This window comes from Curtobacterium sp. ABR8, assembly GCF_057812125.1.
In genome coordinates this window covers 156922-170827 of sequence record NZ_CM173818.1, presented here as the reverse complement: position 1 = coordinate 170827, position 13906 = coordinate 156922, and the positions used below count along the sequence as shown (strand labels likewise).

The 13906-nt window shown below is 70.4% G+C and carries 15 protein-coding genes and 3 tRNA genes; 12 read left to right on the top strand and 6 right to left on the bottom strand.

What is annotated here, in order from left to right:
* Positions 1 to 55: 55 nt before the first annotated feature.
* Positions 56 to 547 carry an inorganic diphosphatase gene (locus ACXKZB_RS00840; protein ID WP_111086931.1) on the top strand — a complete coding sequence of 164 codons (492 nt, stop codon included), beginning with the start codon at positions 56 to 58 and terminating at the stop codon, positions 545 to 547.
* A gap of 96 nt (positions 548 to 643) precedes the next feature.
* On the opposite strand, the gene ACXKZB_RS00835 is transcribed toward ACXKZB_RS00840, so the two are convergent.
* Positions 644 to 2107 (bottom strand): C40 family peptidase, encoded by a 1464-nt coding sequence (locus tag ACXKZB_RS00835; RefSeq protein WP_488824312.1) that lies wholly within the window; start codon positions 2105 to 2107, stop codon positions 644 to 646.
* A 33-nt stretch (positions 2108 to 2140) separates the two neighbouring features.
* The gene (locus ACXKZB_RS00830) at positions 2141 to 3418 is read right to left on the bottom strand and encodes a M23 family metallopeptidase (RefSeq protein ID WP_123311043.1); all 1278 of its coding nucleotides are present in this window, start codon (positions 3416 to 3418) and stop codon (positions 2141 to 2143) included.
* Positions 3419 to 3676: 258 nt separating this feature from the next.
* Here ACXKZB_RS00830 and ACXKZB_RS00825 point away from each other — a divergent pair.
* The 3 genes from ACXKZB_RS00825 to ACXKZB_RS00815 all read left to right on the top strand — a co-directional run bounded on the left by ACXKZB_RS00825 (position 3677) and on the right by ACXKZB_RS00815 (position 3953).
* A tRNA-Glu gene (locus tag ACXKZB_RS00825) sits at positions 3677 to 3749 on the top strand.
* Positions 3750 to 3802: 53 nt separating this feature from the next.
* A tRNA-Asp gene (locus ACXKZB_RS00820) sits at positions 3803 to 3879 on the top strand.
* A 1-nt stretch (position 3880) separates the two neighbouring features.
* Positions 3881 to 3953: transfer RNA gene (locus tag ACXKZB_RS00815), tRNA-Phe, on the top strand.
* Positions 3954 to 4021: 68 nt separating this feature from the next.
* Here the strand turns inward: ACXKZB_RS00815 and ACXKZB_RS00810 are convergent.
* Complete coding sequence (locus ACXKZB_RS00810) at positions 4022 to 5032, bottom strand: aldo/keto reductase family protein (RefSeq protein WP_396289825.1); 1011 nt, start codon at positions 5030 to 5032, stop codon at positions 4022 to 4024.
* 193 nt (positions 5033 to 5225) lie between these two features.
* Between ACXKZB_RS00810 and ACXKZB_RS00805 the strand changes: the two genes are divergently transcribed.
* Both ACXKZB_RS00805 and ACXKZB_RS00800 read left to right on the top strand, forming a co-directional pair.
* Positions 5226 to 5870 (top strand): hypothetical protein, encoded by a 645-nt coding sequence (locus ACXKZB_RS00805; RefSeq protein ID WP_488824311.1) that lies wholly within the window; start codon positions 5226 to 5228, stop codon positions 5868 to 5870.
* Positions 5871 to 5928: 58 nt separating this feature from the next.
* The gene (locus ACXKZB_RS00800; RefSeq protein ID WP_488824310.1) at positions 5929 to 6921 is read left to right on the top strand and encodes an SDR family oxidoreductase; all 993 of its coding nucleotides are present in this window, start codon (positions 5929 to 5931) and stop codon (positions 6919 to 6921) included.
* Between the two features lie 86 nt (positions 6922 to 7007).
* Here ACXKZB_RS00800 and rocD read toward each other — a convergent pair whose 3' ends face one another.
* Positions 7008 to 8237, bottom strand: coding sequence for an ornithine--oxo-acid transaminase (gene rocD / locus ACXKZB_RS00795; protein WP_488824309.1), 1230 nt, complete (start codon positions 8235 to 8237; stop codon positions 7008 to 7010).
* Positions 8237 to 9139: a dimethylargininase gene (ddaH, locus tag ACXKZB_RS00790; RefSeq protein WP_222659106.1), complete on the bottom strand. Its 903-nt coding sequence runs from the start codon at positions 9137 to 9139 to the stop codon at positions 8237 to 8239. The genes rocD and ddaH overlap by 1 nt, the downstream gene beginning before the upstream one ends.
* 246 nt (positions 9140 to 9385) lie before the next feature.
* On the opposite strand from ddaH, the gene ACXKZB_RS00785 reads away from it, so the two are divergent.
* The 4 genes from ACXKZB_RS00785 to ACXKZB_RS00770 are packed head-to-tail and all read left to right on the top strand — an operon-like array spanning position 9386 to position 11834.
* Positions 9386 to 9823 (top strand): Lrp/AsnC family transcriptional regulator, encoded by a 438-nt coding sequence (locus ACXKZB_RS00785; RefSeq protein WP_111083794.1) that lies wholly within the window; start codon positions 9386 to 9388, stop codon positions 9821 to 9823.
* 10 nt (positions 9824 to 9833) lie between these two features.
* The gene (locus ACXKZB_RS00780) at positions 9834 to 10208 is read left to right on the top strand and encodes a hypothetical protein (RefSeq protein WP_488824308.1); all 375 of its coding nucleotides are present in this window, start codon (positions 9834 to 9836) and stop codon (positions 10206 to 10208) included.
* 22 nt (positions 10209 to 10230) lie between these two features.
* A complete protein-coding gene (locus tag ACXKZB_RS00775) occupies positions 10231 to 11064 on the top strand; it encodes a nitroreductase family protein (protein WP_488824307.1) in 834 nt (277 codons plus the stop codon).
* Positions 11061 to 11834: a YqjF family protein gene (locus ACXKZB_RS00770; protein WP_488824306.1), complete on the top strand. Its 774-nt coding sequence runs from the start codon at positions 11061 to 11063 to the stop codon at positions 11832 to 11834. The genes ACXKZB_RS00775 and ACXKZB_RS00770 overlap by 4 nt, the downstream gene beginning before the upstream one ends.
* 12 nt (positions 11835 to 11846) lie before the next feature.
* On the opposite strand, the gene ACXKZB_RS00765 is transcribed toward ACXKZB_RS00770, so the two are convergent.
* Positions 11847 to 12467, bottom strand: a complete 621-nt coding sequence (locus ACXKZB_RS00765) for a hypothetical protein (protein ID WP_488824305.1) — start codon at positions 12465 to 12467, stop codon at positions 11847 to 11849.
* Positions 12468 to 12566: 99 nt separating this feature from the next.
* Between ACXKZB_RS00765 and ACXKZB_RS00760 the strand changes: the two genes are divergently transcribed.
* The gene (locus tag ACXKZB_RS00760; RefSeq protein ID WP_488824304.1) at positions 12567 to 13562 is read left to right on the top strand and encodes an SDR family oxidoreductase; all 996 of its coding nucleotides are present in this window, start codon (positions 12567 to 12569) and stop codon (positions 13560 to 13562) included.
* Positions 13559 to 13894 carry a hypothetical protein gene (locus ACXKZB_RS00755; protein WP_488824303.1) on the top strand — a complete coding sequence of 112 codons (336 nt, stop codon included), beginning with the start codon at positions 13559 to 13561 and terminating at the stop codon, positions 13892 to 13894. The genes ACXKZB_RS00760 and ACXKZB_RS00755 overlap by 4 nt, the downstream gene beginning before the upstream one ends.
* Positions 13895 to 13906: the final 12 nt, after the last annotated feature.

Below are 13906 nucleotides of genomic sequence, written 5' to 3'. Positions count from 1 at the left end.
TTAGCCGCGCTCTCGGGACCACCGACAGCCCCACCGACACACCAGGAGTGCAGACATGGCCGCGTACGACGTCGTCGTCGAGATCCCCAAGGGCAGCCGCAACAAGTACGAGGTGGACCACGAGACCGGTCGCGTCTACCTCGACCGCGTGCTGTTCACGTCGTTCGTCTACCCGACCGACTACGGGTTCTTCGAGAAGACCCTGGCCGACGACGGCGACCCCGTGGACGCGCTGCTGCTCCTCGAGTTCCCGACGTTCCCCGGCGTGGGCGTGAAGGTGCGCCCGGTCGGCGTCTTCAAGATGAGCGACGAGGCCGGCAAGGACGAGAAGGTCCTCGTGGTCCCCGCCAAGGACCCGCGCTGGACGCACATCCAGGACATCTCGGACGTCGACGAGCAGACGAAGGCCGAGATCGCGCACTTCTTCGAGCGTTACAAGGACCTCGAGCCGAACAAGTGGGTCAAGGCCGAGGGCTGGGGCGACGCCGCCGAGGCCGAGGCCATCGTGCAGGCCGGCCAGGCCGCGTACGTGCCCGCTGGTCACTGACGCTCCGCACGCGAACGGCGCCCGCTCTCCATCGGAGGGCGGGCGCCGTTCTGTGTCCGGGGTTGCTCTGTCGGGCGGGGTCGGGAGGGGTCGGGGCTACAGGGAGCCGCTCGGGCGGGCGACGTACGGCAGGAGCTGGCTCGGCGTCCAGACCGCCCGCTCGACCACGCCGACACCCGGTCGCGCCGCTTCGACCATCATCCCGTTGCCGGTGTAGATCGAGTCGTGGTAACCGCCTGACGCGGTTCCGTTCGACGAGTAGAAGAGGATGTCGCCGGGCTGGCGCTGCGAGAGCGGCACGAGGCGGCCGATCGAGCCGAAGTAGTTGTACTGCCAGACGACGTTGTGTCCGCCGGTCGCAATGCCCTGCGAGCTGTACGCCATCATGACGAGGCCGGAGCAGTCCCAGGTGTTCGGGCCGGCGCCGCCGAGGACGTAGGGCTTGCCGAGCTGCCCGCGGGCGTAGGAGATCGCACCGGCGGCCTTCGAGGGGCTGCTCGGGGCCGGCGCCGGGGTGGTGGGCGCAGGGGTGCTCGGCTTCGAGGGGGTGGGCGTGCTCGGCTTGGCGGGCGCGGGCGCCGGTGCGGCTGGCGTGCTCGGCTTCGACGGGGTGCTCGGACGCGACGGGGTGGTCGTGCCACTGCCGCTGCCGGTGCTCGGGCTCGTTCCGGAGCCGGTGCTCGGGTTCGTGCCGCTGGTGCTGCCGCCGCCGTTGTTGTTGGTGCTGCTGCCGCTGCCGCTGCTGCTGCTGCTGTTGGTGCTGCTGCTGGTGCTGCCGCTCGTCTGGGCCGCCAGGGCGGTCTCCGCCGCCTTGGCCTGCTGCGCACTCCAGTAGGCGCTCTCCGTCGCGACACTCGTGCCCTTGAGGTACGCGAGCTGGCGGAGGACCTCGTCCTGCTGGTCCTGCTGCTTCTGCACCCGGGCCTGGGCGTCGGCCGAGACGTCGTTGGCGGTGGCGAAGGCGGTCTTCGTCGCCTCGGTCGCCTTGCTCAGCGCCGTCGTGGCGACGGCCTGCTGGTCGGCGAGCGAGTCCACCGTCTTCTGGTCGGAGCGGGCCTGCGCGAGGATCGTCGCCGATCGCTCGGACAGGTGCGACATCGTGCCGACGCGGTAGAGCAGGTCCCCGGAGGCGGACGCGTCCGTGAGCATCGTCGTCGACAGGTCGCCGCCGCCCGTGCGGGACAGCTCGACCACGAGCGCGGCCACCTGACCAGCGGAGTCGTCCGCCTTGCCCTTCGCGCGCTTCGACTGCGCGGACAGGTCGGCGAGGGTGTCCTTCGCCTCCTGCTGCTGCGAAGCGGCGAGGGCGTACGCCTGCCCGGCCTGCTGCTCGACGATGCCTGCGCGGTCCGCGGCGTCCTGCAGTGCGGTCAGCCGGTCGCTCAGCTCGTTCACCGTCTGCTGCGCGTCGGCGGCATCCGACTTCGCGGCCTTGACGTCGTCCCAGGACGGCGCCGACGGCGCGGCCTGGGCGGGTCCCGCGACGACGACCGACAGCCCGATGCCGAGCACGGCGACGGTGGCGATCCCGCAGGAGAACGAGCGAGCGGACAGGATCATGGCGGGGTCAACGCATCCCGGCTGCGCTGATGCTCATACCGAGATCCCCCGCGCTGCCATGAAGGGGACCGGGTCGACGGCAGCACCGTTGACCCGGGTCTCGAAGTGGAGGTGGCACCCGGTCGACCAGCCGGTCGAACCGATCTTGGCGATCTGCTGCCCGGCGGAGACGTGCTGGCCGTTCGCGACCATGATCCCGCCGTCGACGATGTGCCCGTAGGCCGTCGAGATGCCGCCGCCGTTGTCCAGGATGACCTCGTTGCCGTACCCGCCGCCGTTGCCCGCGAAGGTCACGGTGCCGTCGTGGGCGGCGTAGATCGGGGCGTAGCAGGCGGGAGCGAGGTCGACCCCGGCGTGCAGTGCCGTGTAGTGCGTGTACGGGTCGACGCGGATGCCGTAGCCGCTCGTCTGGAAGCCGCCGGCCGGCCGGACCCACCCGGCCGAGTTGGCCGTCCCACCGCCGGTGCCGCCCTGGCTCGTCGCCGCGGCCTTCGCTGCTGCCTTGGCCGCCGCCGCGGCGATGCGGGCCTGTCGTGCCTTCTCGGCGGCGACGCCCTTGCGGTAGTCGGCCTCGACCCCGCGTTGCTTCGTGGTGAGGGCGGTCAGCTGGGCCTCGAGCCGCGACTCGTTGTCGTTCTGGGCGTCGACGGCGGTCTGCGCCGCGTCGGCAGCACCCTGGGCCTGCTGCATCTTCGACTGGGCCGCGTCGGCGAGGTCGCCCAGGGCCGCCTTGGCCTTGTCCGCCTTGTCGGCCTGCGCCTGGGCGGTGCCGCGGTCCTGCGACGCCTGCGAGTAGATGCCGTCGGCCTGCTCGCTGAGCTTCGACATGGCGCCGAGCTCGTAGAGCAGGTCACCGGAGTCCGAGGGGTGCGTGAGGATGTCGGTCGTCACGTCGTTGGCGCTGGCCCGACCGAGCTGCGCGGCGAGCTGACCGGCCTGCTCCTCGGACTGGGCGGCGGTCTGTTCGGCGTCGTCCGCCTGGGACTGGAGCGTCTTCTGCTCGAGCGTCGCCTCGTCGTACTCGTTCTGCGCGGCCTGGTAGGCCTCGCCGGCGGCCTGCGCGGCCTTCTGCTTGGCAGCGGCCTCGGTCTTCAGCGTCGAGATGAGCGACTTGATCTCGGTGACCTTCGCCTGCTGGGCACTCGTCGAGGACTTGGCCTTCTGCACCTCGGACCAGCTCGGGTAGCTCGCGGCGCTGGCCGACGTCGCCGGGGCGAGGACCGCGAGGGTGCTGCCCGCGAGCGCGACGGCGACCGCGGCGGCGACGAGGCGGCTGCGGTTGCGGAGGGAGAGCGAAGGTGAGGTCGACATGTATCTCGATTTCGTAACAGCGCGGCAAGGCTCACGCACGTAACACTGTTAACAGACGCAACAGTAACAACAGGTGTCGCAGCCCCGCAGCCCCTCGGACGAGGGGCGCGGAGCCGACGACGATGCTCGCACCGCAACCTCGACACCCGGTGCCGGACGGGCGCGACACGCCGGGGATTCCGCGGGAACGGGGCCCGATTTGCGAACCCCCCGGGGCATCCGTATGCTTGTCCATCGGTAGCGCGAAGCACCACTTGCGGCCCTATCGTTTAGTGGCCTAGGACACCGCCCTTTCACGGCGGCAGCACGGGTTCGAATCCCGTTGGGGTCACTCTCCGAGTGAGCGAGCAAGTAGTACTGAGCAACACCACAGCAATTCAACATGGCCCTGTAGCGCAGCTGGTTAGCGTGCCGCCCTGTCACGGCGGAGGTCGCGGGTTCAAGTCCCGTCAGGGTCGCCACGGCTGGATAGCTCAGTTGGTAGAGCGTTCGACTGAAAATCGAAAGGTCCACGGATCGATGCCGTGTCCAGCCACCGGTGAAGGCCCCCTGCTTCGGCAGGGGGCCTTTTCCGTTGTCTGAGCCGTCTGGCCCGGGGCGGCGCTAGGCCTCGCGGGTCTTCGGGCTGCTGTCGTTCGTCTTCGCCGGGTCGCGTTCGACCACGGAACCGAGGGCATCGTCGATCCGACTGAGCAGCTCCGCCGGGATCGTGACGCCGGCAGCACCCGCGTTGTCGTGCACCTGCTCCGGACGCGACGCCCCGATGATCGCACTCGCGACGTTCTCGTTCTGCAGCACCCAGGCGACGGCGAGCTGTGCCATCGACAGGTCGAGCTCCTTCGCGATCGGCTCGAGCTCCTGCACCGAGGACAGCACCTCGTCGCGCATGAACCGCTTGATCATGTCCGCGCCGCCCTTGTCGTCGGTGGCGCGTGAGCCCTCGGGCAGCGGCTGACCCGGCTTGTACTTGCCGGTCAGGACACCCTGGGCGATCGGGGACCAGACGATCTGCGAGATACCGAGCTCCTTCGAGGTCGGCACCACCTCTTCCTCGATGACGCGCCACAGCGCCGAGTACTGCGGCTGGTTCGAGATGAGCTGGAAGCCGAGGTCCTTCGCCAGCGCGGCGCCGGCGCGCAGCTGGTCCGCGGTCCACTCGCTCACGCCGACGTACAGGACCTTGCCCTGGCGCACGATGTCGGCGAAGGCCTGCATCGTCTCCTCGAGCGGGGTCTCGTGGTCGAAGCGGTGCGCCTGGTACAGGTCGACGTAGTCGGTCTGCAGGCGGCCGAGCGAGCCGTCGATCGACTCGAGGATGTGCTTGCGGGACAGCCCGGTGTCGTTGTGCCCCTTGGGCCCGGTCGGCCCGAACACCTTCGTGGCGATCTCGAGCGACTGGCGCCGCTCCCCCTTGAGGGCTTCGCCGAGGACGGTCTCGGCGCCGGTGTTGGCGTAGACGTCGGCGGTGTCGAACGTCGAGATGCCGACCTCGAGGGCGGCCTTGACGCAGGCGATCGCCGCGTCGTTCTCGACCTGGGATGCGTGGGTGAGCCAGTTGCCGTAGGTGATCTCGGAGACCTTGAGGCCCGAGTTGCCGAGGTAGCGGTACTCCATGTGCGTGTCACTCCTGTCGTGGCCGCGTCGATGCGGCTCGACCCGTGACGGTAGTCCTCGGAACCTCCGCGCGGGACAGCAGCTGTACGCTGATGTTTCATCAGCAACTGGGAAAGACGAAACCCCGGCGATGTGGCGCGAGCCAGTGATCGTTCCGGGGTCTTCGTGAACAACGGTAGCAGACAGGGACGCGATGCAGGAAGACGAGCTCGAGCGCTTGATCACGGCCGAGCGGCTCCGTTCGTACACGGAGCGGACGGGGTCCACGACCGGTGCGTTGCGGCTCTACGAGTGGAACATGCGCGCCTCGGCGTCGGTCATGGAACTCACCGGCGTCGTCGAGGTGGTCGCCCGCAACGCACTCGACCAGGAGCTCCGCGCCTGGACGGCGGATCGTACCGGGGCACCATGGTTCGACGTCGCTCCGCTCGACGCTCGCGGACGCGCTGACCTTGCGAAGGCACGGGCTCGGGCGAGTCGAGACGGACGGCGCGACGAAGTGCACGGACGCGTCATCGCGGAGCTCGGCTTCGGGTTCTGGCGATACCTCGTGGAGTCGCGGTACCTGACCGCGCTGTGGACACCCGCGCTCCACCGGGCGTTCCCGCAGGGACCTGCAGATTTCTTGACGCGACAACGGGAGGTACGTGGTCGACTGCAGCAACTGCACTTCGTGCGGAACCGGGCGGCGCACCACGAACCCATCCACGCACGTGACCTGCAGCGGGACCACGACTACGCGCTCGAGCTGCTCGGCTGGATCAGCCCGCACGCGGCGGTGTGGGCGGCGGAGACCACCTCGCTCCGAGCCGTGCTCCGCGCCCGTCCCGACGGGTAGGTGCAGGATCGGAAGGGTTGCGGTGCAGTGGTGCACCGCCGGGAGCGAAGGAGCGTCCATGTCGGGAGCGAGCGTGTTGTTCATCGGCGGGAGCGGCGTGATCAGCGCCTCCTGCGTGCGGGAGGCGACGGAACAGGGCCACGACGTCACGGTCCTGAACCGTGGGAGCACCGGGGGCAGGCCGATCCCGGAGGGTGTGACGCGCCTCCAGGCCGATGTGTCGGACCGCAGCGCCCTGGCGGACGCACTCGGCGACCGCCACTTCGACGTCGTCGTGAACTGGATCGCCTTCACGCCGGACCAGGTGCAGGCCGACATCGACTTCTTCGCCGGACGGACGCGGCAGTACGTGTTCATCAGCTCGGCCTCGGCGTACCAGACCCCGGCGACGCACCTGCCGATCACGGAGTCGACGCCGCTGAAGAACCCGTACTGGCAGTACTCGCGGGACAAGATCGCGTGCGAGGAACTGCTGATGGAGGCGTACCGGGAGCAGGACTTCCCGGTGACGATCGTGCGGCCGTCGCACACCTACGACGAGACGAAGCTGCCACTGACCGGTGGGTGGACCGCCGTGGCGCGGATGCGCGCCGGCAAGCCGATCATCATCACCGGTGACGGATCGTCGCTGTGGACGCTGACGCACAGCCGTGACTTCGCGGTCGGGTTCACCGGGCTGCTCGACAACGCGTCGGCGATCGGTGAGGCCTTCACGATCACGAGTGACGAGGCCCCGACGTGGAACGCCATCGCGCACGAGATCGCTGCGGCGGCCGGGGTCGAGGACCTGCGGATCGCGCACGTGCCGGCGGACGCGATCAACGCGGTGGATCCGGAGTGGGGTGCGGCGCTGCTCGGCGACAAGGCGAACAGCTCGGTGTTCGACAACAGCAAGATCCGGTCGCTCGTGCCGTGGTACCGGCCGCGCACGCCCTACCGGCAAGGGGTCCGCGAGGTCATCGCCTGGTACGAGGCGCATCCCGAGGAGCAGGTCGTCGACGAGCGGCTCGACGCCCTGATGGACGAGCTGGCGGCGCGCTGGGCGGTGTGAGCCGCACTCGGTGAGCAGAAATGGTCGGGTGCCGTGTGGCGACCCGACCATTTCTGCTCACGAAGCGAGCGCGTGGAGCGAACCCGTCAGGCGCGCGCGGCCAGGACGTCCGCCAGCGTCCCGATCGCCGTGCGCAGCTCGTCGTCGGTGACCACCAGGGGCGGGGCGAAGCGGATCGTCGACCCGTGGGTGTCCTTCACGAGCAGCCCGCGGTCGGCGAGGTCCTTCGAGATCTCCTTGCCGGTGCCGAGCGCGGGGTCGATGTCGATCCCGGCCCAGAGTCCGGCCACGCGGTGCGACACGACGCCGTGCCCGACGAGCTCGTCGAGCAGTCCTCGCAGCAACGGTTCGCCGTCGAGGGCCCGCTGCTGGAACGTGCCCTCGCCGAGCATCGCGACGACCTCGGCCCCGACGGCCGCCGCGAGCGGGTTGCCACCGAAGGTCGAGCCGTGCTCGCCGGGGCGCAGGACGCCGAGGACGTCACGCGAGCCGACCACCGCCGACACCGGCACGATCCCGCCGCCGAGGGCCTTGCCGAGCGTGATGAGGTCGGGGCGCACCCCGACGCGCTGCACCGCGAGCGTGTGCCCGGTGCGACCGAGGCCGGACTGGATCTCGTCGGCGATGAACAGCGCACCGAACTCGTCGCAGACCTGCCGGACGGAAGGCAGGTACGAGGCCGGCGGGATGACCACGCCGCCCTCGCCCTGGATCGGCTCGAGCAGCACGGCGACGACGGTCTCGTCCATCGCCTCGCGCAGGGCATCGGCATCGCCGTACGGCACGGTGCGGAAGCCGGGCGTGAACGGCCCGAAGTCGTCGTGGGCGGAGGGGTCGTCGGAGAACGAGATGATCGTCGTGGTACGCCCGTGGAAGTTGCCGGACGCCACGATGATGGTCGCGCGGTCCGCGGGGACGCCCTTCACCCGGTAGCCCCAGGCGCGGGACACCTTGATCGCGGACTCGACGGCCTCGGCACCGGTGTTCATCGGCAGGACCATCTCGGTCTCCGTCAACGCCGCCAGTGCCGTGGCGAACGGCCCGAGCTGGTCGTTCACGAACGCGCGACTGGTGAGCGTGACCCGGTCGAGCTGCGCCCGTGCGGCGTCGAGCAGCCGGGGGTTGCCGTGGCCGAAGTTCACCGCCGAGTACGCGGCGAGACCGTCCAGGTACTGCTTGCCGTCGACGTCGGTGACGGTCGCTCCGGAGCCCGACGCGATGACGACGGGCAGCGGGCTGTAGTTGTGCGCGAGGGCGCGGTCCTCGACGGCGAGCGCCGCCGCGGTGTTGACCCCGAGCGACGCTGCCGCCGACATCAGCTGACCCCGAGCGAGCGCGCGACCGAGTTGCCGGTGCCGACCGGGTGCAGGTCGAGCGTGCAGCACTTCACGCCACCGCCGCCGAGCAGGAGCTCGGACAGGTCGACGCCGATCGGGTTGTAGCCCTTCTCCTTCAGCTGCTCGGCGAACCGAACAGCCCGGGCGGCGATCACGACGTTGTACCCGTCGGAGTAGGAGTTCAGGCCGAGGATCGCGGCGTCCTCCTCCGTGGCGATGATCGCGTCCGGGAAGCGCTCGCGCAGGATCGCCAGCGACGGCTCGTCGAAGGCGCTCTCGAGGTACGCGATGTTGCTGGTGCCGTCAGCGGCGGGCTCGGGGTCGAGCACGGCGATGGCGGTGTCGAGGTGGTAGAAGCTCGGGTTGATGAGCTTGAGGGTGACGACCTCGCGGCCGTAGATCGTCGCGAGCTCGTCGTGCGAGGTGCTGTCCGACCGGAAGCCCGTGCCGGCGTAGATCGTGTTGCCGATGAGCAGGAAGTCACCCTCGCCCTCGTTGGTCTGCTCCGGCTCGGCGACGGTCAGGCCGGCCTGACGGAACCAGTCCATGTACGCCGGGCCCTCGGGCTGGCGCTCGGGGTACTGGAACTTCGCGCCGTAGGCGATGCCGTCGAGGACGAACCCGCCGTTGGCCGCGTAGACCATGTCCGGCAGGCCGTCGATGGGGTCGATGTACGAGATGTCGAAGCCGAGCTGCTCGTACACGTCGACGAGCGTCTGCCACTGGGCGACGGCCTTCGACGTGTCGGTCGGCTCCTCCGGGTGCATCCACGGGTTGATCCGGTAGCTCACCGTGTAGAAGTCCGGCTTGCACATCAGGATCGTCCGCTTGGTGGCGGTGCGGGCCGGTGCGTGGGTGGTCGAGGGTGCGGTGTTCGACATCAGTCCTCCTGAGAAGGGACCGGGGCCCGAGCCTGCCAGGAACCGAAACGGAACGAAGGAGAGGTGCTCCGGCGAGATGCAGGCTCACTCGCCGTAGCGGACCAGGTCGACGCCACGACGATCCTGACACAGACCGTCCGGCAAGTGCAGCACCGGTGGCAAAGCGCCGTGGCACCCGTTCGGGTGACGCACGTTTCGTGCGTCCGACCTGCCGACCTCGCAAGAAGTCCGCGTACGATGGGTGCAATGGATTCGCTCGACCACCGCATCCTGGATCAACTCCGGGACAACGCCCGCGCCGGGTACGGCGACATCGGGTCGGTGGTCGGACTCTCGGCATCGGCCGTCAAGCGCCGTGTCGACCGGCTCGTCGGCGACGGTGTCATCCAGGGCTTCACGATCAAGGTGGACCCCGCCGTCGAGGACCGCGGGACCGAGGCCTGGGTCGAGCTGTACTGCCGCGGCACCGTCTCCCCCGACGAACTCCGGGCGCTGCTCGACACCGTGCCCGAGGTCATCGACGCCGGCACGGTCACGGGGAGCGCCGACGCCGTCGTGCACATGCGCTCGAAGGACCTGTCCGCGCTGGAAGAAGCGCTCGACAAGGTCCGCCTCGCACCGCAGGTGGACCACACGCGGTCCGCGATCGTGCTCTCCAAGCTGGTCAGTCGCGACACCGCGTAACGTCCGGCAGATGGCACGGAACACGACCGGAAGGCGCGGATCGCCGCCCACGGGGTCGCGCCCGGCCCGGCAGCTGGTCACCGCTGCGAGCGTCGCCTACGTCGCGAACTGCCTCTGGGGCACCGCGGTCGCCGTCCGGCTGATCCGGACCGAGAAGCTCCGCGTCGTGCACCACGGCCTGTTCGTCGTGACCGCGACACTCACCGGGGCCGCCGCGACGACCCCCCTGTGGACCCGTGACCGTTCGGCGCTGTTCCTGCTGCCCGCCCTCGTCCCCCTCGCACTCGCGCCACGCACGAACCCGCGCTCCGGAGCACACTGGAAGACCGCGGTGGCCGCCGCGCCGTCCTACCTGGGGGCGCTGCTGGTGCGGCGTCGACCGTGACGACGAGACACGAGGGGAAGCAGTGGAGCTCTTCGAGGCCATCCGACGCCGCCGGACCACGAACGGGGCGTTCCTGCCCGATCCGGTGTCCGAGGAACACCAACGGCTCCTCATGGAGCTCGCCGGCCGGGCCCCGTCGCAGCTGAACAGCCAACCGTGGCGGTTCGTGCTGGTCGAGGAGCGCGACACGATCGACCGCGTTGCCGCGATCAGCGGCAGCTCGATGACCCGCACCATGGCCGAGGGGACGTTCTTCGAGCGGTACAAGCCGTACTTCCGGTTCTCGCAGGCCGAGATGGACGAGCGGCGCGACGGCATGCTGTTCGACAAGCTGCCCGGACCACTCCGGCCGTTCACGAAGCAGGTGTTCACGAAGCGCGGGCAGCTGCTCATGAACACGCTCCGGGTACCGCAGAGCCTGGGTGAGGAGAACCGGAAGCTCGTCGCCGGGTCGCCGCTGCTGCTCGGCGTGATGCTCGACCGCCACGAGTACCGGGAGCAGGAGCTGTCCGGCTTCTACTCGGTGTTCAGCATGGGTGCCGCGATGGAGAACATCTGGCTCGCGACGACCGAGCTCGGCCTGGGGATCCAGTTCGTGTCCTTCCCGATGGAGGCCCCGGGCGCCTGGGCGGAGATCGAGGGGTTGCTCCGGGTGCCCGAGTCGCTCGAGCTGATGGCCGTCTACCGGATCGGGTACCTTCCGCCGGAACGACGACGCCCCGCGATCGACTGGACGTCGAGCGAGCGGAAGCGGCCGTCACAGTACGTGTTCCGCGACACCTGCGACACCCCGCAGCAGGGGTGGGACGACGCGCCCGTCGCAGGCCACATCGAACCGGAGGCGACCAGCTCGTGACCGACACCCGACCCACCCACGTCACCCCGGGCCTCCAGGCCGTCGCCCCCGGCCTGCCGGGCCGTCCCTGGATCTCGCAGGACTGGCTCGACGTCGTCTTCGTGCACTGGCGCGTCGACGTGTCGGCGGTGGCCCCGCTGCTGCCGGCCGGAACGTGGCCCGACACGATGGCGCCCGACGGGACCGACGACGGGGTGACCACCTGGGTGGGCCTCATCGCGTTCCGGTTCGAGGACACCCGGTTCCCGCCCCTCGGGGCGCTCGGGCGGACCGGCTCCATCGGCGACTTCGTCGAGGTGAACGTCCGCGTCTACACGGTCGACGAGCAGGGCCAGCACGGCGTCGTGTTCCTGTCGCTCGACGCCGGCAAGCTGCTGCCGACGCTCGGCGCACGCGTGGCCACCGGGCTGCCCTACTGGTGGGCGGACGCCGAGTCGCGGAGCGGCGACGGCCGCGTCGGGTACGCGATGCGGCGGCACGGGACCCACCTGCGGTCCCTGGTCGACGTGCGGGTCGGCGACGAGCTCGCCGAGCCGAGTGCGCTCGAGACGTTCCTGACCGCGCGGTGGGGCATGCACGTGCACCGGGCCGGACGGACACGGTTCTGGCCGAACGAGCACGAGTCGTGGCCGTTGCACCGGGCCTCGGTGGTGTCGCTGCGGGACGACCTGGTCGGGGCGGCGGGGCTGCCCTTCGGGCTGACGGAGCTCGAGCCGGACTCGGTGCTCTACTCGCCGGGCGTCACGACGCGGTTCGGGCGGGGGCGCTGAGGCCGGTGGGTGTCAGTCGTGGGGTGACCGACGCGCGACGACGAACTGGTGCACGGCCACCGCGACGCTGATCACCGCGAAGGCAGCGCCGAACGTCCAGAAGATGCTCCGGTAGTCGGGGAGATCAGCGAGCGTCAGGCCGAGGACCGCCAGGACGACGCAGCACACGGCGACCGCGAGTGCTGTCCACGCGACGACGAGGTGATCGATCCGCGGCACGGAGCGAGCGAAGCGGAACGCCGTCGGGACGCCGGCGACCGCACCGAACAGGGCGCCGAAGGGGAACCCGACGGTCAGGGTGGCGACCGAGACGATGCCGACGCTCCCGACCGCCACGACCACGCGGGTGACGTGGCACCGCCACGAGGCGTCGCGGCTCTGCTCGTCGTACGCGTGCCGACCCGCCACGAACAGGGCGACGGCACCGGCGGTCGTCACCACCGCGGCGGACACCCCGACGACGAGCGCCAACGCACCACCGAAGGCGACGCCGAGCGCGACGTGTGCGGCAGCGAGGAGCAGCTCGAGCACCGGGTACGTCCAGACCTCACGCAGCCGGGTCGGTGTGTTCAGGACCCAGCCGGGCGGTGCCTCCTCGGCGGTGCCGTCGGTCTCGGGGTCGCGGGCGTCCACGTGGCCAGCATGGCCGGTCGGTGCCGGCCTGGTCCAGGGCCGTCGCTTCGGGGGACACCGGCTGAGTGGTACACGGCCGACCGCAGGTACAAGGGAGCCATGACTCGAGTGGCAGTGGTGACCGGTGGATCCGCAGGACTGGGACGGGCGACCGTCCGGGAGCTCGCCGCTCGGGGGTGGGACGTGGCCGTCCTCGCCCGCGGGCAGGAGGGCGTCGACGCCGCGGTCGCCGAGGTCGAGGCCGCCGGACGCCGTGGACTGGCGCTGGTCGCCGACGTGTCCGACCGCGAGGCCGTCGAGGCCGCGGCCGACCGCGTCGAGCAGGAACTCGGGCCGATCGACCTGTGGGTGAACGGCGTGATGGTCGGGGTGTTCGGGAAGTTCCTCGACACCGCCCCCGAGGACTTCGAGCGGGCGTTGCACGTCACCTACCTCGGCTTCGTCAACGGCACCCGTGCCGCGCTCTCGCGGATGGTGCCCCGCGGCCAGGGGCACGTCGTCCAGGTCGGTTCGGCGCTCGGATTCCGCGGCATCCCGCTGCAGGCCGCGTACTGCGGTGCGAAGCACGCGATCGTCGGGTTCACCGAGTCCGTCGTCTCCGAGCTGCTCGAACAGGGCAGCAAGGTGAAGGTCTCGCGGGTGGACATGCCCGCGCTGAACACGATCCAGTTCGGGTGGGTGAAGTCGAAGCTGCCGCACCACCCGCAGCCGGTCGCCCCGATCTACCAGCCCGAGGTCGGTGCCCGCGCGATCGCTGCCGTGGCCGAGCGCCCTCGCCGTCGCACCTGGGTCGGTGAGTCGACGGTCTACACGATCCTCGGCAACCGGATCAGCGGACGCTTCGCCGACTGGTACGCCGCCAAGACGCTCGTCTCCGGGCAGCAGGCGCCGGACAAGGACGGCCTCGAGTTGCAGGACAACCTGTACGAGCCGGTGCCGGGCGACCACGGTGCGCACGGGGTGTTCGACGAGTCGGCCCACGCCTGGTCGCCGCAGACCTGGTGGGTGGAGCACCGGCGGATGGGCAACGGGATCATCGGGGCGGCGATCGGTGCAGTCGGAGCCGTCGCACTCGTGGCAGGACGACGACGATGACGCGCCGTGCACGAGCGGGGGCGTCGGCGGTCGAGCTGGGCCGAGCGGTCCTCGGGGTCTGGCATCTGAGCCGCTCGTTCCGGGGACGCGACCAGTCCGTGCTGCACGGTGTGCTCGGCGTCCGGCAGCTCGCGCAGGCCGCACTCGTCGCACGCGCCGGCACGGGGAACGCACACACCCTCAGCGCCCTCGTCGACGCGGCGCACGGAGCGACGATGGTCCCGCTCGCCCTCGACCCGCAGCGCCGCCGGTTCGCCCTGCAGCAGGTGTGGATCGCCGCGGCACTCACCGTCGCCGAGGTGGCCGTCGTCGGACGTGGCGGTCGCCGCTGACGCCTGTCAGAG

Coding starts and splice junctions, on each gene's coding strand:
- ACXKZB_RS00785 (WP_111083794.1), top strand. CDS start 9,386: ATGGATTCGCTCGACCACCGCATCCTGGATCAACTCCGGGACAACGCC.
- ACXKZB_RS00830 (WP_123311043.1), bottom strand. CDS start 3,418: ATGTCGACCTCACCTTCGCTCTCCCTCCGCAACCGCAGCCGCCTCGTC.
- ACXKZB_RS00780 (WP_488824308.1), top strand. CDS start 9,834: ATGGCACGGAACACGACCGGAAGGCGCGGATCGCCGCCCACGGGGTCG.
- rocD (WP_488824309.1), bottom strand. CDS start 8,237: ATGTCGGCGGCAGCGTCGCTCGGGGTCAACACCGCGGCGGCGCTCGCC.
- ACXKZB_RS00755 (WP_488824303.1), top strand. CDS start 13,559: ATGACGCGCCGTGCACGAGCGGGGGCGTCGGCGGTCGAGCTGGGCCGA.
- ddaH (WP_222659106.1), bottom strand. CDS start 9,139: ATGTCGAACACCGCACCCTCGACCACCCACGCACCGGCCCGCACCGCC.
- ACXKZB_RS00835 (WP_488824312.1), bottom strand. CDS start 2,107: ATGATCCTGTCCGCTCGCTCGTTCTCCTGCGGGATCGCCACCGTCGCC.
- ACXKZB_RS00800 (WP_488824310.1), top strand. CDS start 5,929: ATGTCGGGAGCGAGCGTGTTGTTCATCGGCGGGAGCGGCGTGATCAGC.
- ACXKZB_RS00760 (WP_488824304.1), top strand. CDS start 12,567: ATGACTCGAGTGGCAGTGGTGACCGGTGGATCCGCAGGACTGGGACGG.
- ACXKZB_RS00805 (WP_488824311.1), top strand. CDS start 5,226: ATGCAGGAAGACGAGCTCGAGCGCTTGATCACGGCCGAGCGGCTCCGT.
- ACXKZB_RS00810 (WP_396289825.1), bottom strand. CDS start 5,032: ATGGAGTACCGCTACCTCGGCAACTCGGGCCTCAAGGTCTCCGAGATC.
- ACXKZB_RS00840 (WP_111086931.1), top strand. CDS start 56: ATGGCCGCGTACGACGTCGTCGTCGAGATCCCCAAGGGCAGCCGCAAC.